Source organism: Streptomyces barkulensis, from assembly GCF_002843305.1.
In the GTDB taxonomy this organism is placed as follows: domain Bacteria; phylum Actinomycetota; class Actinomycetes; order Streptomycetales; family Streptomycetaceae; genus Streptomyces; species Streptomyces barkulensis.
In genome coordinates, this window is record NZ_PGSG01000091.1 from 79,626 (window position 1) to 103,264 (window position 23,639).

Below are 23,639 nucleotides of genomic sequence, written 5' to 3' on the forward strand. Positions count from 1 at the left end.
GTCCGGCAGCCTAGCGGCGGGGGGTGACAGCACCGGCCGGAGCGCGGCGGTGCTGGGCAAGGCGGGCCTCCGGCCGGGCCGGGCCGGGCCGGGTCAGGACACCGGCCGGGAGTCGGCCCACACCGACTCCATCTCCTCGCGGTAGAGCTGGAACAGTCCGCTCTCGGCGGCCTCCCCCCGCGGGCCGCCCTGGACGGCTCCCCCCTGGACGGCTCCCCCCTGGACGGTTCCGCCCTGGACGATGTCCCGGCCGCCGCCGCGCAGCACGAAGACCGGGGCCTCCATCCCCCGGATGCGGCGCAGGTAGGACTGGACCACCGCGATGCCGTCCGGCCCGTCGCCGTCGACGAGGTAGGCGGTGAAGCGCGGGGTCTCGTCGAAGACGTGGATCTGGAAGGCGCCGGCGTCCCGCAGCCGGGAGCGCACCCGCCGCATGTGGAGGATGTTCATCTCCACCGAACGGCTCAGCTCGCCCTTCTTCAGTCCCAGCTCCCGCTCCCGGCGGCGCACCGCGCTGCTGGCCGGGTTGAGGAAGAGCAGCCGCACCCGGCAGCCGGACTCGGCCAGCCGCACCAGACGGCGTCCGGAGTAGTTCTGGACCAGCAGGTTCAGTCCGATGCCGATGGCGTCCAGCCGGCGCGCTCCGCCGAACAGGTCCTCGGCCGGGATCTGGCGCTGCAGGCGCACCCGGTCCGGGTGGACGCCGACGACGTCGGCGAAGCGGTCGCCGACCAGCTCCTCCACCGCGTCCACCGGCAGCCGGTGGGCGGAGGGGATGTCGCGGCCGGCGCCCAGCAGGTCCAGCAGCCGGGCCGAGATCCGCTCGGCCTGGGCGAGGACGGCCGGGGACAGCGCACGGTTGCGCGCCACCGCGCTGCGGGCGACCTCCAGCTCGTCCAGGGCCAGCTCCAGCTCCCGCCGCCCGTCGAAGTAGGGTTCGAAGCAGGGCCAGTGCTGCACCACCAGCTCGCGCAGCTGCGGCAGGGTCAGGAAGGACAGCAGGGTGTCGTCGGCCGGGTCGAGCAGATATCCCTTGCGGCGGCTGACCTCGCGTACGGCCGCGGCCCGCTGGACCCACTCCTGCCCGGTCGGGCCGGCCGCCGCCACGACCCAGTCCTCGCCGTGCACCGGCTCGTAGATCGGCCGCAGCACCGCCGCGACCACGGCGCGCAGCCGCTGCTCGACGAGATTGAGCCAGATGTAGGCCCGTCCCGCCCGCTGGGCGCGCAGCCGCACCTCGGCCCACTCCTCGGCGCCCCAGGCCAGATCGGCGCCGATCTCCATCGGCCGGGCCAGGGAGACCGTGCCGGGCGGCACCGCTCCGGGCGCCCCGGCGGCACCGCTCTCGCCGCCCCCGTTCCCCGAGGGAAGCTCAAGCCCTCCCGAGCCCACCTGCGCACCGCCTTCCGGACCTGCTGTTCGATCAAGGAGCCTACTGCCCTCCCGGGAGGGGACGCAGCAGTATCCCGCCACCAAGTTCCTTTCTCCGTACGCTCATCCGGGGGAAGATGGATGCTGTGCCCATCCGGTGGCCGTCTCCCGCACCAGTCCTGCGCAAGGATGCAGCGAAAACGGGTAACGGGTAGAGACCGCGACAGGAAGAGTCGACATGCAGGTCTGGCCTGGACGGGCTTATCCCCTCGGCGCCACGTACGACGGGGCCGGGACGAACTTCGCCGTGTTCTCGGAGGCGGCGGAGCGCATCGAACTGTGCCTGCTGCACGACGACGGGTCGGAGACGGCGATCGAGCTGCGCGAGTCCGACGCGTTCGTGCGGCACGCCTACCTGCCGGGCGTCATGCCCGGCCAGCGCTACGGCTTCCGTGTACACGGGCCGTACGAGCCGGAGAAGGGAAAGCGCTGCAACAGCGCCAAACTGCTGCTGGACCCCTACGCCAGGGCGATGAGCGGCGCCATCGACTGGGACGAGGCGGTCTACGGCTACCACTTCGGCCAACCCGAACGGCGCAACGACCTCGACTCCGCCCCGCACACCATGGCGTCGGTGGTGGTCAACCCCTACTTCGACTGGGGCGACGACCGGCCCCCGCGCACCGACTACCACCAGACGGTCATCTACGAGGCCCACGTCAAGGGCCTGACGATGCTCCATCCGGAGCTGCCCGAGGACCTGCGCGGCACCTACGCGGCGCTGGGCCATCCGGCGATCGTCGAGCATCTGGTGAAGCTGGGGGTGACCGCGCTGGAGCTGATGCCGGTCCACCAGTTCGTCACCGACCACCGGCTGGCCGACGCCGGGCTGGCGAACTACTGGGGTTACAACACCATCGGCTTCTTCGCCCCGCACAACGCCTACGCCTCCTGGGGCGACCGGGGCCAGCAGGTGCTGGAGTTCAAGCAGGCGGTCAAGGCGCTGCACCAGGCCGGCATCGAGGTGATCCTCGACGTGGTCTACAACCACACCGCCGAGGGCAACCACCTGGGGCCGACCCTGTCCTTCCGGGGCCTGGACAACGCCTCGTACTACCGGCTCACCGACGACCCCCGGTACTACATGGACACCACCGGCACCGGAAACTCGCTGCTGATGCGCTCCCCGCACGTACTGCAGCTGATCATGGACTCGCTGCGCTACTGGGTCACCGAGATGCACGTGGACGGCTTCCGCTTCGACCTGGCGGCCACCCTGGCCCGCCAGTTCCACGAGGTGGACCGGCTGTCGTCGTTCTTCGACCTGGTGCAGCAGGACCCGGTGGTCAGCCAGGTGAAGCTGATCGCCGAACCGTGGGACGTGGGCGAGGGCGGCTACCAGGTGGGGAACTTCCCGCCGCTGTGGACGGAGTGGAACGGCCGCTACCGCGACACCGTGCGGGACCTGTGGCGGGGCGAGCCGCGCACCCTGGCCGAGTTCGCCTCCCGCCTGACCGGCTCCTCCGACCTGTACCAGGACGACGGGCGCCGCCCGCTGGCCTCGATCAACTTCGTCACCTGCCACGACGGCTTCACCCTGCACGACCTGGTGGCGTACAACGACAAGCACAACGAGGCCAACGGCGAGGGCAACCGGGACGGCGAGAGCCACAACCGCTCGTGGAACTGCGGGGTGGAGGGGGCCACGGACGACGAGGACGTCCTGGCGCTGCGCGGGCGGCAGATGCGCAACTTCATCGCCACCCTGCTGCTCTCCCAGGGGGTGCCGATGCTCTCCCACGGCGACGAGTTCGCCCGCACCCAGAAGGGCAACAACAACGCCTACTGCCAGGACGGCGAGCTGTCCTGGGTGCACTGGCCCAAGCCGGGCGAGAAGCATGCGCTGTGCGGGTTCGTGCAGGCCATGGTGGGGATGCGCCGCGACCACCCGGCCTTCCGGCGGCGGCGCTTCTTCCACGGGCGGCCGGTGGAGGGCACCCACGACGAGCTCTCCGACATCGCCTGGTTCACCCCCGAGGGCGAGGAGATGACCCATCGGGACTGGCAGGAGGCCCAGGCCAGGGCACTGACGGTGTTCCTCAACGGCAACGCGATCTCCGAGCCCGGCGAGCGCGGCGAGCGGATCACCGACGACTCCTTCCTGCTGATGTTCAACGCGCAGCCGACCCCGCGCCGGTTCACCGTGCCGGTGGACCACGGGCGGGAGTGGCAGGTCGTGGTGGACACCTCGCGGGAGGACGGGGTGCCGCCGGGCACCGGCCCCACGGTGCGGGCGGGCTCCCGGATCACCCTGGTGGACCGCAGTCTGACGGTGCTCCAGCGTCCCGCCTGACCGGCCCCGCACGCCTCGGCCAGGCAGCCGACCGGCCCGGCCGCGCCGACCGGCCCGGCAGCCCGTACGGCCGGCCCCGCGCGCCCTCCCCGCGCGCCCTCCCCGGACGGGGATGTCGCCCGACAGGCGGCGGGTTCGGCGTGCACCCGCAGGGAACATGCACCACATGTCCCCTCAGTCCCCCGCCGTGCCCGCCGTGCCGACCGCCACCTACCGGCTCCAGCTCCAGCCCGGCTTCCCGTTCTCCGCCGCCGAGAAGGCCGTGCCCTACCTGGCCTCGCTGGGGGTCTCGCACCTGCACCTGTCCCCGGTGCTGGAGGCCGCCCCCGGCTCCGCCCACGGCTACGACGTGACCGGGCACGCCCGGGTCCGCGAGGAGCTGGGCGGCGAGGAGGGGCTGCGGTCGCTGTCGCGCGCCGCGCGGGAGCACGGCATGGGCATCGTGGTGGACATCGTCCCCAACCACATGGGCGTCCCCGTCCCCGAACGGCTCAACGAGGCGCTGTGGGAGGTGCTGCGCGAGGGGCCGGCCTCCCCGTACGCGCGCTGGTTCGACATCGACTGGGAGGCGGGCGGCGGCCGCCTGCTGCTGCCGGTGCTGGGCGGGCGGCCGGCCGAGGAGCTGGGGGCGCTGACGGTCAAGGGCGGCGTCCTGGCCTACCACGACCACCGCTTCCCGCTGCGCGAGGGCACCGAGCACCTGCCGCTGCCCGAGCTGCTGGACGCCCAGCACTACCGGCTGGCCTGGTGGCGGCTGGCCCGCACCGAGCTGAACTACCGGCGCTTCTTCACCATCGCCGACCTGATCGGGGTGCGTGTGGAGGACCCGGAGGTCTTCGCCGCCACCCACGCGTGCGTGCTGCGGCTGCTGCGCGAGGGCGTGGTCCACGGTCTGCGGGTCGACCACCCGGACGGGCTGGCCGATCCGGGCGCGTATCTGCTGCGGCTGGAGGAGGAGAGCGGCCGGGCCTGGACGGTGGTGGAGAAGATCCTCGGCCCCCGCGAGCGGCTGCCGGTGTCCTGGCCGGTGGCCGGGACGACCGGGTACGACGCGCTGCACCGTGTCGACGGCCTCTTCGTCGACCCGGACGGGCTGGCGGAGCTGTCCGCCCTCTACCGCGGCTTCACCGGCACCGCGCCGGACCTGGGCGGCGAGTGGGGGCCGACCGTGCGGCGGGCCGCCCGGGAGGTGGTCGCCCACGACCTGGCCGCCGAGGTCGGGCGGCTGACCCGCACCGCCGCCGCCGTGTGCGAGGCCGCGCCCGGCCTGGCGCTGCGCGACCACGCGCCCTGGGCGCTGCGCACCGCGATCGAGGAGGTGCTGGCACGGGTGCCGGTGTACCGGCCGTACGTCACCGCGGGCGGACCGGTGGGCGCGGAGGACCGGGCGATGCTGGAGGAGGCGGCCGAGGGCGCGCGGGCCGCGTTCGCGGTGCCGCAGGAGGCCGCCGCGGTGGACGTGGTGCGTGACCTGACGCTGGGCCAGTTGGGCGACGGCGAGGCCCAGCGGGACTTCTGCGCGCGGTTCGCGCAGGTCTGCGCGGCGCTGCGGGCCAAGTCGGAGGAGGACACCGCCTTCTACCGCTACGCGCCGCTGCTGTCGGCCGCCGAGGTGGGCGGGGATCCGGGCAGCCCGCAGGTGGCGCCGGAGGAGTTCCACACGTACTGCGCCCGGCTCCAGCGCGACTGGCCGGCCACCGGCACCGTGCTGTCCACGCACGACACCAAGCGCAGCGCGGACGTACGGGCGGCGCTCGCGGTGCTGACGGAGTGCCCGCAGCGGTGGGGGGAGCTGCTGGAGCGGGTGACGCGGGAGACGCTGCGCGCCTCCGGGGTGGAGGCCCCGGACCGCCATGTGGCGTGGGTGGCGTGGCAGACGGCGTACGGCATGGGCTTCCCCTACCAGGAGCGGCTGGTGCCCGCGCTGCTGAAGGCGGTGCGGGAGGCCGGGCTGCGCACCACGTGGACGGAGCGGGACGCGGAGTACGAGGAGGCCGTCGAGCGCTTCGCGGTGGCGGGGCCGGGCGGGCCGCAGCTGTACACGGTGGCGGAGTTCGCGCGGGGGCTGGCCGGCGCGGTGCGGGCCAACGTGCTCGGCGCGGCGCTGCTGCATCTGACCATGCCGGGCGTGCCGGACCTCTACATGGGCACCGAGCGGGTGTACGCCGCGCTGGTCGATCCCGACAACCGGCGGCTGCCGGACTTCCCGCCCTTCACCCCGGACGCGCCGGAGGAGACCGCGGAGGCCCGCCGGGAGGCCGCGGCCTGGCTGCCGGAGTCCCTGTCCGAGGAGAAGCGGGCCCTGACCGGGGCGGCGCTGCGGCTGCGGCGGGAGCACCCGGAGTGGTTCGGCGCGAAGGCCTCGTACGAGCCGCTGCGGGCCGCGGGGCCCGCGGCCGGGCACTGCGTGGCGTACGCGCGTTCGGGTGCGGTGGTCTGCGTCGTGACCCGGCTCTCACTGCGGCTGGCGGAGGCGGGCGGCTGGCGGGAGACCTCCCTGGAGCTGCCGCCGGGGCGGTGGCGGGATCTGCTGGGCGGCCGGGAGGCGGAGGGGAGCACGGGGCTGGCGGAACTGCTGGACGGGCGGCCGGTGGCGCTGCTGGTGCGCGGCTGAGGAGTACCGGGAGGCCGCCCTCCCGGTAGGGAATTTCCGTCGCGTTGTGAACGGAGCATTTACACGCACCGGCCCTCGCGCTACCTTCACCTGGAGATGGGAGCGCTCCCATCCATCATAGTCCCACCCCCACACGTGCTTGAAGGGACCTCCGGCACGATGACGACACGCTTAGACGGCATGCCCGCCATGAATGGCATGGTCACACCAAGAACGAGCCGCCCCCGCAGAGGCGTCCTGCTGACGCTGCTGGCCGCACTGCCGGCCCTGTGCCTGGTGTTCTTCCTCCCCGCGGGCAAGGCCCAGGCGCACGGCGCGCCCATGAACCCGGGCAGCCGCACATACCTGTGCTGGGAGAACGCCCAAACCTCCTCCGGCGCGCTCCAGCCGGACAACCCCGCCTGCGCGGACGCCCTGGCCCAGGGCGGGTCCACCCCGTTCTACAACTGGTTCGCCGTGCTCCGCTCCGACGGCGCCGGACGAACCGAGGGCTTCATCCCCGACGGCGAGCTGTGCAGCGGCGGCACCGGCGGCCCGTACGACTTCACCGCCTTCAACCAGGCCCGCTCCGACTGGCCGTACACCCGGCTGACCTCCGGCGCCCAGATGCGGTTCGCCTACAACGCGTGGGCCGCCCACCCGGGCACCTTCCACCTCTACGTCACCAAGGACGGCTACGACCCGAACCAGCCGCTGGGCTGGGACGACCTGGAGGACCAGCCCTTCGCCTCGGTGACCGACCCGCAGCTGTCCGGCTCGGTCGGCACCATCGACGGCAAGTACACCTGGACCAGCGCCCTGCCCGCGAACAAGAGCGGCCGCCACATCATCTACATGGTCTGGTCGCGCTCGGACAGCAACGAGACCTTCTACAGCTGCTCCGACGTCGCCTTCGACGGCGGCAACGGCGAGGTGGTCTTCCCCGGCTCGGACGGCGGCGAGGACCCGACCGACCCCGGTGAGGAGCCCACCGACCCGGGCGAGGACCCGACCGACCCCGGTGAGGAGCCCACCGACCCGGGCACGGCCTCCTGCACCGCCGCCATCCGCAAGGTCAACGACTGGGGCAGCGGCCACCAGGGCGAGGTGACCGTCACCAACCGCGGCGACACCGCCCTGAACGGCTGGACCGTCCACTTCGAACTGGCCTCCGGCCAGCGGGTGGACAGCCTGTGGAACGCCTCGCCCACCTACGACGGCTCCAACGTCTACGCCCAGAGCCAGCAGGGCTCGACTCTGGCACCGGGGCAGTCGGCGACCTTCGGCTACGTGGTCAACGGCGGAGCGGGCGACCCGTCCGCACCGCACTGCATGCCGCACTGATCGCGGCGCCCGCCCCGCGCGGGCACCGACTGAAGAACTGAAGAGGTGAGGGCGGGTCAGCGGCTGCCGAGGCGGAAGCTGACCTGCCCGAACCGCACATGGTCCCCCGGACGCACGCTCACCGATCCGGTCACCCGGCGGCCGTTGACCCAGGTGCCGTTGGACGAACCCAGATCGCGCAGCGTCCAACCCCGCGCCGAGCTGTGCAGCTGGGCGTGCGTCCGGGACACCGTCTCGTCGCTCAGCCGCAGCACCGAACCGGGCGCACGGCCGATGCTCATCGGATACGGGCCGGGCGCGGGCAGCATCAGCTCCGGCAGCCGGGCCGTCCGCCAGGCCCGCCGCAGCCGCCCCGGCAGCGCCGAGACCGCGCCGACGAACCTGATGAGCGCCGGCTCCGGCGGCCGGGGGCGCAGGTCGTGCACCGCCGCCTCGATCTCGTCGAAGCGGCGGGCGGTGAGGATCAGATCCATCCGGTGCTCGAACGTCCCGTGCGACACCCGTCCCTCGGCCGCGCTCTCGCGCAGCACCTCCAGGGCGCGTTCCCGGTCCTCCTCCGACGGACGCGGCGGGACCGCCCGGGACTCCACAGATGCCATGACCCGTCATTCTCCGGACCCGCACCAGAGCTGTCCAGCCCGCTCCGGGCGAAGCCGCGGGAGGGCCCGGGCGGCTCAGAGCCGGCCGAGGTCGACCTTCACGGGGGAAGGGCGCCGAAACCCTGACCTCGCCGGTGAAGACCTAGCCGTCCCGGTAGGCCCCGGCGGCCGGGCCGGAAAACGCGTGGACGCCCACCTGGCCGCCGGGCTACGGTGCGCTCACGCCCCTGGAGCGGAAGAGGAGGTGAGAGCCGTGCACGCCGTACACACCCCTGCCGTCACGCGCTCCCGCCCCGTCCGCCGGGCGTTCCTTCCCTGACCGGGAGCGCGGCGGTGCCCGTGTCCTCCGCGAAGGAACCACTCCATGACTTCTCCTGCCTCCACGGTCGTCCGCGCGCTCGCCGAGGGCGAGGCGCGCGAGCTGTTCACCTCCCTGTCCGATCCGACCGCCTCCCTGGTCGGCCGCTCCCTGCTGGGGCGCCCGTACGCCACCGTCGCCGAGGGCGGCGAGTACCGTCCCGAGTGGACCTGGGTGGCCCTGCGCGACGGCGAGGTCGTCGCGCGCGCCGCCTTCTGGGGCGGGCCCGGCGACACCGAGCCGGTCGCGCTCGACTGGTTCGACTTCACCGACCGCGACGCCGCGGTGGAGCTGCTGCGGCGCGTCCCGCTGCGCGCCGAGTACGAGCTGATGCTGCCGCCCGACTGGCGCGGCCGGGAGGAGGTGCGGGCCGCCGCCGAGGCCCGTATCGCGGCGGCCGAGGCCGCCGGGTACGCGTTCCTGGTGGAGCGCCTGCGCTACGTCTGGACCCCGGAGTGCGGGCTGCCCGAGCGCCCCGGCAGGCTGGAGTTCCGCCCGGTGCCGGACGGCGACGCGGGCGACGAGACGGTGCTGGAGGTGCTGCGCCGCGTCCACTCCGTCACCCTGGACGCGCACGCCCGCCGCGCGATCGCCGCCGGCGGCGTGGAACTGGCGGCGCGGGAGGAGCTGGACTTCTTCCGCTGGTGCCCCTCGCCGCGTAGCTGGTGGCGGCTGGCGTACACGCCGCGGGGCGAGCCGGTGGGTCTTCAGGTCCCGGCGCGCAACCCGTCCGGCCCCTGCGTCGGGTTCATCGGGGTGGTGCCCGGGCAGCGCGGCCACGGGTACGCCTACGACCTGCTGGTGGAGTGCACCCATCAGCTCGTCGCCGAGGGGGCCGGTGCGATCGCGGCGTCCACCGACGTGGGCAACACCCCGATGGCCGCCCACTTCGCCCGTGCCGGGTATCCGGTGGTGCAGCGCCGCGTCTGCATGGGCCGCGCAGCACGCTGAAACCCGCCGAAACGGGCATGCTGGTCCCCTGAGGTGCCGTCGGCCGAAGGAGATCTGCGGTGTTGTTCGAGGTGTGGGCGCCACACGCGCGACGGGTCGCGCTGCACGCGGGGGGCGAGGAGCACCCCATGCACCGCGACCCGGAGCGCGAGGGGTGGTGGCGGGCCGAGGCGTCCGCCGGTTACGGGACCCGCTACGGCTTCTCGGTCGACGACGGGCCCGTGCTGCCCGACCCCCGCGCCCGCCGGCTGCCCGACGGCCCGGACGGGCTCGCCGCGGTGGTTGACCAGGAGGCGTACGTGTGGCGGCACGACTGGGAGGGGCTCGGCCTGGACGGCGCGGTCCTGTACGAGCTGCACGTCGGCACCTTCACCGAGGCCGGGACCTTCGACGCGGCGGCCGGCCGGCTGGGCCATCTGGCCGAACTGGGCGTCACCCATGTCGAGCTGATGCCGGTCGCCCCCTTCCCCGGCGTCCACGGCTGGGGCTACGACGGGGTGGCGCCCTGGGCGGTGCACGAGCCCTACGGCGGGCCCGAGGGGCTCAAGCGGTTCGTGGACGCCGCGCACGGCCACGGGCTGGGCGTGGTCCTGGACGTGGTCCACAACCATCTGGGGCCGTCGGGCAACCGGCTGCCGGAGTTCGGCCCGTACTTCACCGAGCGCCACCACACCCCGTGGGGGGCGGCGGTCAACCTGGACGCGCCCGGCTCGGACGAGGTGCGGGCGTACTTCGCCGGCAGCGCGCTGGCCCTCCTGCGCGACTACCGGCTGGACGGACTGCGGCTGGACGCGGTGCACGCGCTGATCGACGAGCGGGCCGGGCACTTCCTGGCCGAGCTGTCGGCGGCCGTGGACGGCCTGTCGGCCGAGCTGGGCCGCCCGCTGTTCCTGATCGCCGAGTCCGACCGCAACGACCCGCGCACCACCGCGCCGCGCGGGGAGCACGGGCTGGGCATGGACGCCCAGTGGGACGACGACGTCCACCACGCCCTGCACACCGCGCTGACCGGCGAGGCGCAGGGCTACTACGCCGACTTCGCCCGCGCCCCGATGGCGGCCCTGGCCAAGTCGCTGACCGGCGCCTTCTTCCACGACGGCACCTACTCCTCCTTCCGGGGCCGCCGCCACGGCATGGCGGTGGACCGCGCCGCCACCGAGGCCCACCGCTTCCTCGCCTACGCCCAGACGCACGACCAGATCGGCAACCGGGCCCGCGGCGACCGGCTCGCCTCCCACCTCTCCCCCGGCCTGGCGGCCTGCGCTGCGGCGCTGGTGCTGTGCGGGCCGTACACGCCGATGCTGTTCATGGGCGAGGAGTGGGGGGCGCGCACTCCCTGGCAGTACTTCACCGACCATCAGGATCCGGAGCTGGCCGAGGCGGTGCGGCGGGGGCGGCGGCGGGAGTTCGCCGCGCACGGCTGGTCGGAGGCGGACGTGCCCGATCCGCAGGACCCGGCCACCCGGCTGCGCTCCTGTCTGGACTGGGACGAGCCGCACCGCGAGCCGCACGCCGGCCTGCTGGCCTGGCACCGGGCGCTGATCGCGCTGCGCCGCGCCCATGTCTCGCCCCGCACGCGGCTGGTGGACGTCCACGTCGCCCACGACGAGGAGCGGCGCTGGCTGTGCATGCGCCACGGCGGGCTGCACGTGGCGGTGAACCTGGCCGGGGAGGGCGCCGCCGAGATCCCGCTGTCGGTGCACACCGCCGCCGAGCTGGCCTCCTGGGGCGAGTGCGAGGCCCCGGAGGGCGACGGCCTGCTGCGGCTGGGGCCGCATTCGGCGGCGGTGCTGCGGTAGTCCGCCCCGCCCGGTCCCGAGCCCGCCCCGCCCGGTCCCGAGTCCGCCCCGCCCGGTCCCGAGCCCGCCCCGCCCGGTCCCGAGCCCGCCCCGCGCGGGGCGGGCTCGGGACCGGCTCCGGGCTCGTCAGCCCTCCTCGGGCACCAGCTTCAGGGAGACGGAGTTGATGCAGTAGCGCTCGTCCGTCGGGGTCGGGTAGCCCTCGCCGCGGAAGACGTGGCCCAGGTGGGAGCCGCAGCGTGCGCAGCGCACCTCGGTGCGGACCATGCCGTGGGAGCGGTCCTCCAGCAGTTCCACGGCCGAGGAGTCGGCCGGGTCGAAGAAGCTGGGCCAGCCGCAGTGCGACTCGAACTTGGTGTCGGAGCGGAACAGTTCGGACCCGCAGGCGCGGCACTGGTAGACGCCGGTGGTCTTGGTGTGGTTGTACTCACCGGTGAAGGCCGGCTCGGTGCCCGCCTCGCGCAGCACGTGGTACTCGGCGGGGCTGAGCTCCTGCCGCCACTGCTCGTCGCTCTTGTCGATCTCGTAACCCATGGATCTCTCCTCGGCCCTATCGGTTCGCCGGGCGGGCGGCCAGCCGCTCCAGCACCGTCGCGCCGAGTTCGGTGACGTCGCCCGCTCCCATGGTGAGAACGAGATCGCCGGGCTCGGCCATTCCGGCGATCAGGGCGGCGGCGGCCCGCTTGTCGGACTCGGGCCGCGCGTCCGCGCCCGCGGCCAGGGCGGCGTCGGTGATGACGGCGCTGGTGACGCCCGGGATCGGGTCCTCGCGGGCCGGGTAGACGTCCAGGACGACCGAGGCGTCGGCCAGTGCCAGGGCCTGTCCCATCTCCGCTCCCAGCTCCCGGGTGCGGCTGAACAGGTGCGGCTGGAAGAGGACCAGCACCCGGCCGCCCGCGGCCGCTCCCCGGATGGCCTCGATGTCGGCGGTCATCTCGGTGGGGTGGTGGGCGTAGGAGTCGATGACCCGCACTCCGCGCGCCTCGCCCTTGGGCTGGAGGCGGCGGTTGACGCCGGTGTAGGAGGCCAGCGCAGCGGCCAGGTCACCGGCCGGGACGCCCAGCGCCGCTCCGGCGGCCAGGGCGGCGACGGCGTTGTGGGCGTAGTGGCGGCCGGGGACGGAGACGGTGAAGGTGCGCTGCGCACCGTCGAGGACGGCGGTGACCTCGCTGGTCAGCCCCTGCGGGAGGACCTTGAGGACGCGCACGCCGGCGTCCTCGGCCTCGCCGTAGGTGACGATCCGCAGGTCCCGGGCGTCCTCGGCGACGCGGGCACGCAGGCGGGCGGTGAACTCGCGGGCGCCCTCGTGGTCGGCGCTGACCACCAGGGTGCCGCCGGGGCGGACGCGGTCGGCGAAGGTGAGGAACGACTCGTGGATCTCCTCCATCGAGGCGTAGTTGGCGTGGTGGTCCAGCTCCACGTTGAGGACGATCGCCACCTCGGGGGCGTACTTGTGGAAGCTGCGGTCGCTCTCGTCGGCCTCGGCGACGAAGATCTCCCCGCCGCCGTGCCGGGCGTTGGTGCCGGGGCCGTCGAGGTCTCCGCCGATGGCGTACGAGGGGTCCAGGCCCATCGCGTCCAGGGCGACGGCGAGCATGGAGGTGGTGGTCGTCTTGCCGTGGGTGCCGGCGACGGCGATGGGGCGCAGCCCGTCCATGAGGGCGGCCAGCGCGTCGGAGCGGTGCACGACGGGCACGCCGCGCTCGCGGGCGGCGGCCAGCTCGGGGTTGTCCTCGCGGATGGCGCTGGAGACGACGACGGCGGTGGCGTCGGCGGCGAGGTGGGCGGCGGCGTGGCCGATGTGGACGGTGGCCCCGAGGGCGCGCAGCGCCCCGGCGGTGGCGGAATCCCTGGTGTCGCTGCCGGCGACCTCGGCGCCGCGCTGGGCGAGGATCTTCGCGATACCGGACATTCCGGCTCCGCCGATGCCGATGAAGTGCGGTCGTTCCATCGCGGTCGGCAGGCCGGGCGCCATGCGGTGTCCTTTCGGGGTGCTCCGGGCGGTGCTCCCGCCGGGGCTGCGTTCTGGTGTGTCCTCGGACGTTCTTCGGTGTTCTCGGGTGCTCTCGGACGCTTCCGAGGTGTTCCGGGGTGTCCGCGCGGCGGTGCGGCCGGGCCGCGCACGCCGCCGGCGGGCACCCGGCCCCAGCCTATGCGAGCGGGCCGGGTGCCCGCGGGCGGCGTGCGGCTCCCGGGCCCGGCCTACTCGCCGTGGGCGAACAGCTTGAGCACGGGGACGCCGACCTTGTGGCGGGCCCGGGAGGCCCAGTCGCGGTGGAAGAACTCCTCCACCAGGTGCGGCGCGGTCAGCACGATCACCTCGTCGGCGCCGGTCTCCTCCACCACCGAGGTGAGCACGTCCAGGGGGTGGTCCTGGACGATCTGGCCGACGGCCTCCGCCCCCGCCGCGCGCAGCGCGCCCAGCGAGTGTTCCAGCGCCCGCTCGGCCGGGGAGACCGGGCTGTCGGCCGCCTCCTCCTCGTCCTGCCCGGTGGCCTCGCGGACGGCGTCGTCCAGCTCGCCCAGCGCCACGTCGTCCAGGGCGCGCAGCAGCCGGTCCTGGTCGCCGCGCGGCTGCATGAGCACGACGAACGAGACGGGCTCGTCGCCGTGGAGTGTGGTGACGAGCTCGACATCGGTGGGCACCAGCGGCTTCTCGATCATCAGTACGGATGTGAACACGGCAGGTGCCCTTCCTCCTGACGGGTCGGCGACCCGTACGACGACTATCCCGTCCCACATCGGTGTGGGACTGCACATTTCACTCTGCGTATCTCATTCTGTGCACGTCACACCTTGTTGGCGCGGACAAACAGATCCGGTCATTTCCGGGCCGTCCCCGGGTAGCGGCGGTAGCGCGAGAAGAGGAACCCGTCCTCCTCCAGCAGGGAGGTCAGTTCGTACTCCACGGGGGTCTCGAAGCCGGGGCCGTCCAGGATCCGCGCGGCGTCCCCCGCGGTGATCCGGGGGGAGACGGTCAGGCACAGTTCGTCCAGGACGCCGGCGGCCGCGAAGCGGCCCAGCAGGCGCGGCCCGCCCTCGGTGAGCAGCCGGGTGTGGCCGTGCCCGGCCAGCAGCCCCGGCACCCGCGCCGGGTCCACCTCCGCGCCCTCGCCCGCGTGCACCACCACCGCGCCCGCCTCGCGCGCCGCCTCCTGGCGGCCGGCCGGGGCGGCGGCGCCGGTGATCACCAGGGTGGGCACCAGGGGCTCGGTGAACAGCGGCAGGGAGAAGTCCAGGTCCAGGCTCGCGCTGACGACCGCGATGGCGGCGGCCGGCCCCTGCCCGGCCGCCTCGCGCCGGGCGGCGAAGGCCTCGCGGCGGCGGGCCGGCCGGTATCCCTCCCGGCGTACCGTCTCGGCGCCGACGACCACGGCGTCCGCCAGGGCGCGCAGCACCCCGAAGATCCGCATGTCGGTGTCGCAGGACAGCGGCTGGGAACGTCCGCCGTGGTGGGCGGCGCCGTCGAGGGAGGCGACCATGTTGCCGCGCAGCCAGGGCCGCGCGGCCCGTCCTGCCTCCCCGCCCCCGGCAGCGGTGGCGGGGTAGGCGTACGCGTCGGCGATCTCCTCCAGCGTCCAGGGCCGGCCGGCGGACGGTGACTCCTGCGGCCCGGGGGCCGTGGGTGCCGTGGGTGCCGTGGGTGCCGCGGAGTACTCGGATGGAGGGAACAGGCGTCGCATACGGCGCAGTGTGGCACGTGCCACTGGCGTGTTTCGCGCCCCGCCACGCCACGTACAGTGATAAGGGTGTCGTCCTCCCCCGCCCACAAGCCCGCCCCGAGCGCCGGACCGGAGCGTCCGGCGGCCGACGGGGCCGCTCCGCTGTCCCTGTGCGACCGCGAGCCGCACGTCCCCGCCGACCGCCTGGTCGCGGAGATGGTGCCGCCGCCGCGCTTCGACTCGGTGCGCTTCGACAACTACATCCCCGACCCCTCCCAGCCCAGCCAGTCCGAGGCGGTGAAGGTGCTGAGCGAGTTCGCGGGCGGGCTCGGCGGGGACCGGGCGGACGACGGGGGCGGCGGCATCCGCCGCTGGTTCCGCCGCGGCGGGCGGCGGACGGCGCCCACCGGGCCGCGCGGGGTGTACCTCGACGGCGGCTACGGCGTCGGCAAGACCCATCTGCTGGCCTCCCTGTGGCACGCCACCGAGGCCCCGCCCGAACGCAAGGCGTTCGGCACGTTCGTGGAGCTGACCAATCTGGTGGGCGCGCTCGGCTTCCAGCAGACGGTGGCCACGCTCGGCGGGCACCGGCTGCTGTGCATCGACGAGTTCGAGCTGGACGACCCGGGCGACACCGTGCTGGTCTCCACCCTGCTGAGCCGTCTGGTCGAGGAGGGCGTTGCGCTGGCGGCCACCTCCAACACCCTGCCCGGCAAACTGGGCGAGGGCCGGTTCGCCGCCGCCGACTTCCTGCGGGAGATCCAGGGCCTGTCGGCGCACTTCCGCACGCTGCGCATCGACGGCGAGGACTACCGGCACCGCGGTCTGCCCGAGGCCCCGCCGCCGGCCGGCGACGCCGAGGTGGCCGCCGCCGCGCACCGCACCCCCGGCGCGTCCCTGGACCACTTCCCCTCCCTCCTGGAGCACCTCTCCCGGGTGCACCCCAGCCGCTACGGCGCACTGTGCGACGGCGTTCGGGCGGTCTGTCTCACGGATGTCCAGCCGGTGCCGGACCAATCCACCGCGCTGCGCCTGGTGGTCCTGGCCGACCGCCTCTACGACCGCGAGGTGCCGGTGCTCGCCTCCGGTGTGCCGTTCGACCGGCTCTTCGGCGAGGACATGCTCAAGGGGGGCTACCGCAAGAAGTACTTCCGGGCGATATCCCGGCTGACCGCGCTCGCCCGCGACGCGCGGCGCCTGACCGGGGAGAGCGGCGGGGCCTGAGCGGGAAGGGCGACGGTGGCCGACCGGCGGCGTCCGACCGGGGCGGCGCCTGGCGGAAGCGGGGAACGGCCGGATCCGTACGCCGGGAGGGTCGCGGTGCGCGCGGGCGGGTTCCGTCCGTGCCGTGCCTGGTTCCCGCTGAGCGGACGGCATGCTACACACAAGCGGGTCATCAACCTGTCCGCCAGCAGGGAGTTGCCCATGTCAGCAACGCGACGCCAGATCCTGGGAAGTGCCGCCGCCGTCGGGGCGGGGATCGCCTTCACCGGATCGCTCTCCGAGATCTTCGCCGGTACGGACGCCGCCCACGCGGCCGGCGGCCGGGGCGGATACGGCCCCCTCGTGCCCGACCCCGACGGTCTGCTCGACCTGCCGAAAGGTTTCCGCTACCGGGTGCTGTCGCGTGAGGGCGAGCCCATGCTCTCGGGCCAGGGACCGGTCCCCGGCAGCCACGACGGCATGACCGCCCTGCCCGGCACCCGCCCCGGACACGTACAGCTGGTGCGCAACCACGAGAACCGCCACGACGACCCGTACCGCGTCCCCGCCGTGCGCGGGCTGACGTACGACCCGCAGGGCCTGGGCGGCTGCACGGTGCTGGAGCTCTCCGGCGGCGACCGCGTGCTGGACGAGCGGGTGGGCATCGCGGGCACCGCGGTCAACTGCGCGGGCGGCCCGACCCCCTGGGGCACCTGGCTGACCTGCGAGGAGACCGAGGACAGGGCCGGCTCCAACGGCTACACCAGGGACCACGGCTTCATCTTCGAGGTCGGCCTGCGGCCCGGTCACCGCACCGTCCCCGAGCCGCTCACCGCGATGGGCCGCTTCCAGCACGAGGCCATCGCCGTCGACCCGCGCGAGGGCGTGGTCTACGAGACCGAGGACGCCTTCGACCACCCCTTCGGCCTGTTCTACCGCTTCCTGCCGCACCGGCCCCGCGGCGGCTTCGACTCGCTGCGCGCGGGCGGGAGGCTGGAGGCCATGCGGGTGCCCGGCGTCCCGGACCTGTCGGCCGTCACCGAGCCGGGCACGCACTTCGACGGCGTCCAGTGGCTGCCGGTGCCCGATCCGCCGGCGAAGCGGACGCCCATCCGCCTCCAGGACTTCGGCCCCGGCGGCGTCACCCACGCGCAGAAGCTGGAGGGCTGCTACTGGGGCAGCCACCGGGGCGAGGGCGCGGTGTACTTCGTCTCCAGCTACGCGCGCAGCTCCGAGGGATCGGCGGCCGACCACTTCGGCCAGGTGTGGCGCTACGAACCGGGCCGCCGCCGGCTGACGCTGGCGGTGATCTTCGGGCCGGACACCGGTGTGGACACCCCCGGCGAGTCCCCGGACAACATCTGCCTCGCCCCGGGCGGCGGACTGATGCTCTGCGAGGACGGCGGCGGCGAGCAGCACGTCTACGGCCTCACCCGCCACGGCGAGATCTACGCCCTGGCACGCAACGCCCAGAACACCGGCACCGCGCGGGAGCCGGCGTACGGCGAGTTCGCGGGCGTCACCTTCTCGCCCGACCGCCGCACCATGTACGTCAACTGCTACGACCCGGGGACCACGTTCGCCGTCACCGGGCCGTGGCGCCACTGACGGCGGCTGGACACCGGGACCGACGGGGACCGCACCGGCGGCGGTGGCGGTGAGGGCGGTGGCGGGTGGTTGCCCGACCGGGCGTCACCCGGGCCGGGGGTGGCGGTAGTCCGACAAGAGCAGCAGCCCGCGCGACCGTCACGGATCGTCGTTACGTTCCGATCATGACCGTCTCCGTGCGCCGCACCGCCCGTCCCCTGACCGCTCTCGCCCTGGTCGCCGCCGCGGCGGCGGGCTGCGCGGGCCCGGGTGGCGATACCACCCGGGCCGGCGCCTCCCCGGCCGCGCCCTCCTCACCGGCGGCCTCGGAGGGAGGCTCCGAGAAGGGCGGTTTCTCCGCCTCCCCGCGCTCCTCGGTATCCCGCCCGGACGGCGCCGACCAGGACGTGTCGCCCTCCGACCGGTACGCCACCCTGCCCGCCTCCATCAGCGGCCGGGTGCCCGTCTTCCGGCACGGCCCGCGCGCCGAGGCCCCGCAGGCCACCGACGACGAGGGCGGGAAGCCGGAGGAGGACAAGCAGCGGGAGAAGCCGGCGGAGGACGACGAGAACCAGGAGAAGCGGAAGAAGGCCGAGAAGACCGAGAAGAGCGGTGACCAGGGCGACAAGGTGGTGGCGCTGACCTTCGACGCCGCCCTGTCCGCCGAGGGCCGCGAGCGGGCCGAGGAGGACGGCAAGCGCCACGACAACCCCGCACTGATCGCCGCGCTGCGCCGCGAGAAGGTCCCCGCCACCGTCTTCATGTCGGGCCTGTGGGCGCAGACCTACAAACACCAGGCGCGCTCCATCGGCCGCGACGACCTGTTCGAGGTCGGCAACCTCTCCCACTCGCACCGCGCCTTCACCGACGACTGCCGCGACCTCCCCGCGCTCGCGCCCGACAAGCAGCTCGCGGACGTGCGCAAGGGGCGGAAGGCGATCCGCGCGGCGGGGGTGGAGAACCTGACGCCCTACTTCCGCTTCCCCGGGGGCTGCTTCGACGACCGCTCCCGGCGGAAGATCGCCCCGGCGAAGGTGACGGCGGTGGCCGGCGACGTGGTGGCACCGGACGCCGGGGAGAAGGACCCTGAGAAGGTGGCCGAGCGGGTGCTGAAGGACATCAGGCCTGGCTCGGTGGTGGTGCTGAACTGCGACCGCGAGAAGGCGCCGGCCACCGAGAAGGCCGTCCGCCGGATCGTCCCGGAGCTGAAGGAACGCGGATACCGCATCGTGCACGTCTCGGAGATGATCGCCTCGGCCATGGGCCGGGACTGAGCCCCCGGCCCCGGCGGTTCCGTCCGGCTCCCTCCGGCTCCCCCGGCCCCGTTCAGCAGGAGCAGGCGACGCGCTCGGCCTCGTGCCACTCGCACACCGGGCACAGCGTCGCGCCGCGCGTGCTCGCCGGGTACTCGGTCGGCTCACCGCACTGCACGCACATGGCCCGCTCCTCACGCCCGGCGCCGTCGGGGGCGGCGCCGGCGTCCGGGGCGGCCGTCGTCCCGGGTGCGGTCCAGCCGGATACGAACTCCATGGAGCCGAGGGTACCCCCGGCCCCCACCCGCCCGGGACCTCGCACGTAAACGGGTACGAACGCCCCGGCGGCGGCTGGCACACTGGCCCCGTGAGCACCTCCGACGCCCCCTCCACCGACCCCTCCACCACCCCCGCCGCCCGCGAGGCCGCCGACCGGGACGCGGCCCCGCAGTACGTGCTGCCGCTCGTCGTCCGGATCGAGCGGTCCGCTCCCCCCGGCCCGCCCGCGCGCACCGACGCGCTCGAAACGGCGGCGCGCGCGGTACTGGTGATGCTGTCGGACGAACGCGCGACGGACCCCGGCGGCGACTGGCACCGGGCGGTGCGCGACTGGCAGGACGGGCGCATCCGCAAGGTGGTGCGCCGGGCGCGCGGCGCGGAGTGGCGGCGGGCCTGCGCCCTGCCGGGCGTCACGGTGACCGGCGGCGAGCACCCGGCCGAGGTGCGGGTGTTCCCGCCCGTACCGCTGGACGGCTGGCCGAAGGACCTGGCCCGCCTCCAGGTCTCCGGCACCGACCTGGAGGACCCCGCACCGCCCGCCGCGCCGGAGCCCGGCACGCCCGTGCTGTGGCTCAACCCGGAACTGGAGATGTCCGCCGGCAAGGCGATGGCCCAGGCCGGGCACGGCGCCCAGCTCGCCTGGCTGGCGCTGGACGGCGCGGCGCGGGCCGCCTGGCGTGCGGCCGGCTTCCCGCTGGCGGTCCGCACCGCACCGCGCGGTGAGTGGGAGCGGCTGACGGCGTCGGGCCTGCCGGTGGTACGCGACGCGGGCTTCACCGAGATCGCCCCGGGCTCGGCCACGGTCGTGGCCGAGCACCCCGCGCTTCCGGTGCGGCGCGCCTGAGGCGACTGAGGGGCCGCCGGCGGCCGAGAAGGCTACTGCCCGCCCTCGCGAGCCCCTCCCCCGGTCCCCTCGGCACCTCCGGGGGCCTCCCCCTCACCGCCTTCACCGCCCTCGCCGTCCCGTTTGCCCGCGCCCCACTCCCGCGTCCTGCGCTCCCGCTCCATCCGCCGCCGCAGCGCGGCGGGCGGGCCGGTGAGCTCGGGGAAGTCCGTCCGCATGGCGCGGACCAGCGCGTACATCATCAGGAACGCCAGGACGAAGAACGGCAGACCGAGCACCGTGATCACCTCGGCGAGCGCGTCGAGGCCGCTCTTGCCGGTGGCCGCGATCAGAGTTCCCGCGACCACGCCCTCGGTGATCGCCCAGAACACCCGCTGCCGCGTCGGCCCGCCCTCCTCCCGCTGCCCGGCGCTGAGCATGTCCACCACCAGGGACGCCGAGTCCGAGGAGGTGGTGAAGAAGATGACCACGATCAGCACCGACAGGGCCGAGACGAAGGTGGTGAGCGGGTAGTTCTCCAGGAAGGTGAAGAGCGCGCCGGGGATGTCGCCCTCCTCCACCACGTTCCGCACCAGCCCGCCCGCGCCGTTCATCTCGATGTCGATGGCGGACATCCCGAAGACGCTGAACCACACGATGGTGAAGGCCGTGGGCAGCGCGAGGACGCCGAGGACGAACTCGCGGATCGTGCGGCCCCTGGAGATGCGGGCGATGAAGATGCCCACGAACGGCGACCAGGTGATCGTCCAGGCCCAGTAGAACACCGTCCAGGTGCCCTGCCAGCCGGTGTTGGCGAAGGTGTCGTTCCAGAAGGCCAGCGAGACCAGCGAGGACAGGTAGACGCCGACGTTCTCGATGATCCCCTTGGCCAGGAACAGCGTCGCGCCGGTGGCGAACACGAAGAGCATCAGCCCGACGGCCATGACGATGTTGATGTTCGACAGCCGCCTGATGCCCTTGTCCAGGCCGTAGACCACCGAGGTGGTGGCGATGGCGGTGATCACGATGATCAGCAGGACCTGCACCAGCGAGTTCTCCGGCAGGCCGAACAGCCGCGCCAGCCCGCTGTTGATCTGCATCGTGCCCAGACCGATGGAGACGGCGACGCCGAAGAGCGTGCCCATCACCGCCGCGATGTCCACGATCCGGCCCGCCGTGCCGTACACCCGGTCCCCCAGCAGGGGGTACAGGACCGAGCTGACCCGGAACGGCATCCCTCGCACGTAGACGAAGTAGGCGAACGTCAGCGACGGCAGACAGAAGATCGACCAGGTGTGCAGGCCGAAGTGGTACAGCGAGTAGGCCATCGCCATCCGGGCGGCCTCGGTGCTCTCCGGCTCGACGCCCTGCTGGGGCGGCTCGGCGAAGTGGCTGATCGGCTCGGCGACCCCCCAGAACATCAGGATCGTGCCGATCCCGGCGGCGAACAGCATCGCGAACCAGGTGCGCGTGCTGTACTCCGGGCGGTCGTCCTGGGCGCCCAGGCGGATGTGGCCGTAGCGGCTGACGGCGATCCAGAGCAGATAGACCAGGAAGGTCGTCACGCCCAGGATGTAGAACCAGCCCAGTTGGGTGAGCAGCCATTCCGAGGCCGTGGCGAAGATCCGGTCCACCTGCTCCGTCAACGAGATCGCCGCGACCACGAACAGCACGGTGAGCCCGGCCGAGGTGAAGAAGATGACCGGATCGGTACGGAGCCCCAGTAGGCGCTGCAGCTTTTCCAGCATGTACCTCTCCCTGGAGGACTGGTCCGATTTTCGTCGTTCTCCGGTCCGATACGGGCGCGACACACGGGCGGCGGCCGCGAACGGACCGGGGTGGGGCCCCGGCGAAAGCTCAGGTGAAGCTCTGAACTCCGCCGCGCGGGATTGGTGAACCCTCTGCCCGGAGATGACAACCCCACACGGGGAGGAACCGGGGAGGAACCGTCGAGGGGGGCGGGCGTGACACGACTGGGTACGGGGATCGGCTGGCGGCCGGCGATCGCGGACGCGATCGAGGCCCTGCCGGACGTCGGCTGGGTGGAGGTGGTCGCGGAGAACGTCTGCCCCGACCACCTTCCGCCGGCGCTGGCACGGCTGCGCGAGCGCGGCACCACCGTGGTGCCGCACGGGGTGGGGCTCGGGCTCGGGGGCGCGCAGCGGCCCGACCCCGCCCGGCTGGCGGCGCTGGCGCGCCGGGCCGAGGCGCTGGGGGCGCCGCTGGTCACCGAGCACATCGCGTTCGTACGGGCCGGCGGGCCGGGGACCGGGGCGCCGGGAGCCGGGGCGCCGGGAGCCGAGGGGCCGGTGATGGAGGCCGGGCACCTGCTGCCGGTGCCGCGCACCCGCGACGCGCTGGAGGTGCTCTGCGAGAACGTCATGATCGCCCAGGACGCGCTGCCCGTGCCGCTGGCCCTGGAGAACATCGCGGCCCTGCTGCCCTGGCCCGGCGAGGAGCTGAGCGAGGCGGAGTTTTTGACCGAGCTGGTGGACCGCACCGGCGTCGGCCTGCTCATCGACGTCGCCAACCTCCACACCAACCGCGTCAACCGCGGCGAGGACCCGCTGGCCGTCCTGGACGGCCTGCCGCTGGACGCGCTGGCGTACGTGCACGTGGCGGGCGGTGTGGAGCGCGACGGGGTGTGGCACGACAGCCACGCCCACCCGGTGCCGGAGCCGGTGCTGGAGCTGCTGGCCGAGCTGTGCGCGCGCACCGATCCGCCGGGGGTGCTGCTGGAGCGCGACGACGACTTCCCTCCGGAGGAGGAGCTGACCGCCGAGCTGGCGGCCGTACGGAGCGTGTTCGAGGGCGCGGCGCGGGGCGCGGGAGGCACCCGTGCCTGACACCCGCCCCACCACCGGACCCGTCACCACTCCTGGAACCGGCCCCGACACCGACCCGGACACCGGACCCGACCCTGTCCCCGGCCACCGCATCGGGGCCGGCACCAGCCCTGGCCCCGACCCGGACACCGGCACCGGCACCGAGGCGGCCCGCCATCGGCTCGCCGCCGCCCAGGCCGCCCTGCTGGGCGCACTGGTCGCCGACGGCCCCGCGCCCGCCGGCTTCGACCCCGCGCGGCTGGAGGTCCAGCGCCGGGCGCTGGTCGCCAAGCGGGCCTCGGTCATCGCCGGTATCGCGCCCGAGCTGCCGCGCATCCTGGGCGACCGCTACCGACCGGCCTTCGCCGCCTACGCCCGCGGCCGCCCCATGACCGACGGATACCGCCCGGACGCCATGCGCTTCGTCGCGCACCTGCTGGCCTCCGACCCCTCCCTGTCCCGGTACCAGCGCCGCCGCCTGCGCCGCTGGTACCGCGAACGCTCCGGCCGGGCCCCTCGGGGGTGGGGCCCGGCCGGTCTCCTCCCCCGCCTCCTGCGCCGGGGTACGTAGCGGGCGGGGACGTGGCGGGCGGCCGTCCCGGAGTCCCCGCCCCCGTTGCGGAAGCCCGTCGGTGCTCT

17 protein-coding genes and 1 pseudogene are annotated in these 23,639 nt (G+C 74.1%); 10 read left to right on the top strand and 8 right to left on the bottom strand.

Features of this window, described 5'->3' with window-relative positions; translation table 11 throughout:
- Window positions 1-93: 93 nt before the first annotated feature.
- A complete protein-coding gene (locus CUT83_RS18955; protein WP_101257049.1) occupies window positions 94-1,392 on the bottom strand; it encodes a DUF5919 domain-containing protein in 1,299 nt (432 codons plus the stop codon).
- Between the two features lie 217 nt (window positions 1,393-1,609).
- Between CUT83_RS18955 and glgX the strand changes: the two genes are divergently transcribed.
- From glgX to CUT83_RS18970, 3 genes are all read left to right on the top strand, one after another.
- Window positions 1,610-3,724, top strand: a complete 2,115-nt coding sequence (gene glgX / locus CUT83_RS18960; protein ID WP_101257050.1) for a glycogen debranching protein GlgX — start codon at window positions 1,610-1,612, stop codon at window positions 3,722-3,724.
- A 166-nt stretch (window positions 3,725-3,890) separates the two neighbouring features.
- A complete protein-coding gene (gene treY / locus CUT83_RS18965) occupies window positions 3,891-6,338 on the top strand; it encodes a malto-oligosyltrehalose synthase (RefSeq protein WP_101257051.1) in 2,448 nt (815 codons plus the stop codon).
- 180 nt (window positions 6,339-6,518) lie between these two features.
- Window positions 6,519-7,661 carry a lytic polysaccharide monooxygenase gene (locus CUT83_RS18970; RefSeq protein WP_240957526.1) on the top strand — a complete coding sequence of 381 codons (1,143 nt, stop codon included), beginning with the start codon at window positions 6,519-6,521 and terminating at the stop codon, window positions 7,659-7,661.
- 56 nt (window positions 7,662-7,717) lie between these two features.
- Here the strand turns inward: CUT83_RS18970 and CUT83_RS18975 are convergent, their stop codons facing one another.
- Window positions 7,718-8,260, bottom strand: coding sequence for an FHA domain-containing protein (locus CUT83_RS18975; protein WP_101257053.1), 543 nt, complete (start codon window positions 8,258-8,260; stop codon window positions 7,718-7,720).
- A 364-nt stretch (window positions 8,261-8,624) separates the two neighbouring features.
- Here CUT83_RS18975 and CUT83_RS18980 point away from each other — a divergent pair, with 364 nt between their 5' ends.
- Both CUT83_RS18980 and treZ read left to right on the top strand, forming a co-directional pair.
- Entirely contained in the window at window positions 8,625-9,569 is a 945-nt protein-coding gene (locus CUT83_RS18980) for an N-acetyltransferase (protein WP_101257054.1), read from the top strand.
- Window positions 9,570-9,628: 59 nt separating this feature from the next.
- Complete coding sequence (treZ, locus tag CUT83_RS18985; RefSeq protein WP_101257055.1) at window positions 9,629-11,368, top strand: malto-oligosyltrehalose trehalohydrolase; 1,740 nt, start codon at window positions 9,629-9,631, stop codon at window positions 11,366-11,368.
- 126 nt (window positions 11,369-11,494) lie between these two features.
- Here the strand turns inward: treZ and msrB are convergent, their stop codons facing one another.
- The 4 genes from msrB to CUT83_RS19005 all read right to left on the bottom strand — a co-directional run bounded on the left by msrB (window position 11,495) and on the right by CUT83_RS19005 (window position 15,051).
- Window positions 11,495-11,902, bottom strand: a complete 408-nt coding sequence (gene msrB, locus CUT83_RS18990) for a peptide-methionine (R)-S-oxide reductase MsrB (RefSeq protein WP_101257056.1) — start codon at window positions 11,900-11,902, stop codon at window positions 11,495-11,497.
- A 16-nt stretch (window positions 11,903-11,918) separates the two neighbouring features.
- The gene (gene murC / locus CUT83_RS18995) at window positions 11,919-13,343 is read right to left on the bottom strand and encodes a UDP-N-acetylmuramate--L-alanine ligase (RefSeq protein ID WP_101257057.1); all 1,425 of its coding nucleotides are present in this window, start codon (window positions 13,341-13,343) and stop codon (window positions 11,919-11,921) included.
- 227 nt (window positions 13,344-13,570) lie between these two features.
- Entirely contained in the window at window positions 13,571-14,050 is a 480-nt protein-coding gene (locus CUT83_RS19000) for an indole-3-glycerol phosphate synthase (protein ID WP_101257058.1), read from the bottom strand.
- Window positions 14,051-14,190: 140 nt separating this feature from the next.
- Window positions 14,191-15,051, bottom strand: a complete 861-nt coding sequence (locus tag CUT83_RS19005) for a pyrimidine reductase family protein (protein WP_101257059.1) — start codon at window positions 15,049-15,051, stop codon at window positions 14,191-14,193.
- 66 nt (window positions 15,052-15,117) lie between these two features.
- On the opposite strand from CUT83_RS19005, the gene zapE reads away from it, so the two are divergent.
- The 3 genes from zapE (at window position 15,118) to CUT83_RS19020 (ending at window position 19,094) form a co-directional block, all read left to right on the top strand.
- The gene (zapE, locus tag CUT83_RS19010) at window positions 15,118-16,254 is read left to right on the top strand and encodes a cell division protein ZapE (RefSeq protein ID WP_420882375.1); all 1,137 of its coding nucleotides are present in this window, start codon (window positions 15,118-15,120) and stop codon (window positions 16,252-16,254) included.
- Window positions 16,255-16,455: 201 nt separating this feature from the next.
- Complete coding sequence (locus tag CUT83_RS19015) at window positions 16,456-17,841, top strand: alkaline phosphatase PhoX (protein WP_101257060.1); 1,386 nt, start codon at window positions 16,456-16,458, stop codon at window positions 17,839-17,841.
- A 164-nt stretch (window positions 17,842-18,005) separates the two neighbouring features.
- Window positions 18,006-19,094, top strand: a complete 1,089-nt coding sequence (locus CUT83_RS19020; protein WP_143688590.1) for a polysaccharide deacetylase family protein — start codon at window positions 18,006-18,008, stop codon at window positions 19,092-19,094.
- Window positions 19,095-19,146: 52 nt separating this feature from the next.
- Here the strand turns inward: CUT83_RS19020 and CUT83_RS19025 are convergent, their stop codons facing one another.
- Complete coding sequence (locus CUT83_RS19025; RefSeq protein ID WP_143688591.1) at window positions 19,147-19,350, bottom strand: hypothetical protein; 204 nt, start codon at window positions 19,348-19,350, stop codon at window positions 19,147-19,149.
- Between the two features lie 90 nt (window positions 19,351-19,440).
- Between CUT83_RS19025 and CUT83_RS19030 the strand changes: the two genes are divergently transcribed.
- Window positions 19,441-20,196 (top strand): peptidyl-tRNA hydrolase, encoded by a 756-nt coding sequence (locus CUT83_RS19030; protein WP_101257062.1) that lies wholly within the window; start codon window positions 19,441-19,443, stop codon window positions 20,194-20,196.
- Window positions 20,197-20,228: 32 nt separating this feature from the next.
- Here CUT83_RS19030 and CUT83_RS19035 read toward each other — a convergent pair whose 3' ends face one another.
- A complete protein-coding gene (locus tag CUT83_RS19035; RefSeq protein WP_173915108.1) occupies window positions 20,229-21,923 on the bottom strand; it encodes a BCCT family transporter in 1,695 nt (564 codons plus the stop codon).
- Between the two features lie 216 nt (window positions 21,924-22,139).
- Between CUT83_RS19035 and CUT83_RS31050 the strand changes: the two are divergent.
- Window positions 22,140-23,571 (top strand): annotated as a pseudogene (locus tag CUT83_RS31050) (MbnB/TglH/ChrH family RiPP precursor modification enzyme).
- Window positions 23,572-23,639 lie beyond the last annotated feature (68 nt).

Coding starts and splice junctions, on each gene's coding strand:
- glgX (WP_101257050.1), top strand. CDS start 1,610: ATGCAGGTCTGGCCTGGACGGGCTTATCCCCTCGGCGCCACGTACGAC.
- CUT83_RS19005 (WP_101257059.1), bottom strand. CDS start 15,051: ATGCGACGCCTGTTCCCTCCATCCGAGTACTCCGCGGCACCCACGGCA.
- CUT83_RS19035 (WP_173915108.1), bottom strand. CDS start 21,923: ATGCTGGAAAAGCTGCAGCGCCTACTGGGGCTCCGTACCGATCCGGTC.
- CUT83_RS19025 (WP_143688591.1), bottom strand. CDS start 19,350: ATGGAGTTCGTATCCGGCTGGACCGCACCCGGGACGACGGCCGCCCCG.
- CUT83_RS18970 (WP_240957526.1), top strand. CDS start 6,519: ATGCCCGCCATGAATGGCATGGTCACACCAAGAACGAGCCGCCCCCGC.
- CUT83_RS19020 (WP_143688590.1), top strand. CDS start 18,006: ATGACCGTCTCCGTGCGCCGCACCGCCCGTCCCCTGACCGCTCTCGCC.
- treY (WP_101257051.1), top strand. CDS start 3,891: ATGTCCCCTCAGTCCCCCGCCGTGCCCGCCGTGCCGACCGCCACCTAC.
- CUT83_RS18975 (WP_101257053.1), bottom strand. CDS start 8,260: ATGGCATCTGTGGAGTCCCGGGCGGTCCCGCCGCGTCCGTCGGAGGAG.
- CUT83_RS19015 (WP_101257060.1), top strand. CDS start 16,456: ATGTCAGCAACGCGACGCCAGATCCTGGGAAGTGCCGCCGCCGTCGGG.
- murC (WP_101257057.1), bottom strand. CDS start 13,343: ATGGCGCCCGGCCTGCCGACCGCGATGGAACGACCGCACTTCATCGGC.
- msrB (WP_101257056.1), bottom strand. CDS start 11,902: ATGGGTTACGAGATCGACAAGAGCGACGAGCAGTGGCGGCAGGAGCTC.
- CUT83_RS18980 (WP_101257054.1), top strand. CDS start 8,625: ATGACTTCTCCTGCCTCCACGGTCGTCCGCGCGCTCGCCGAGGGCGAG.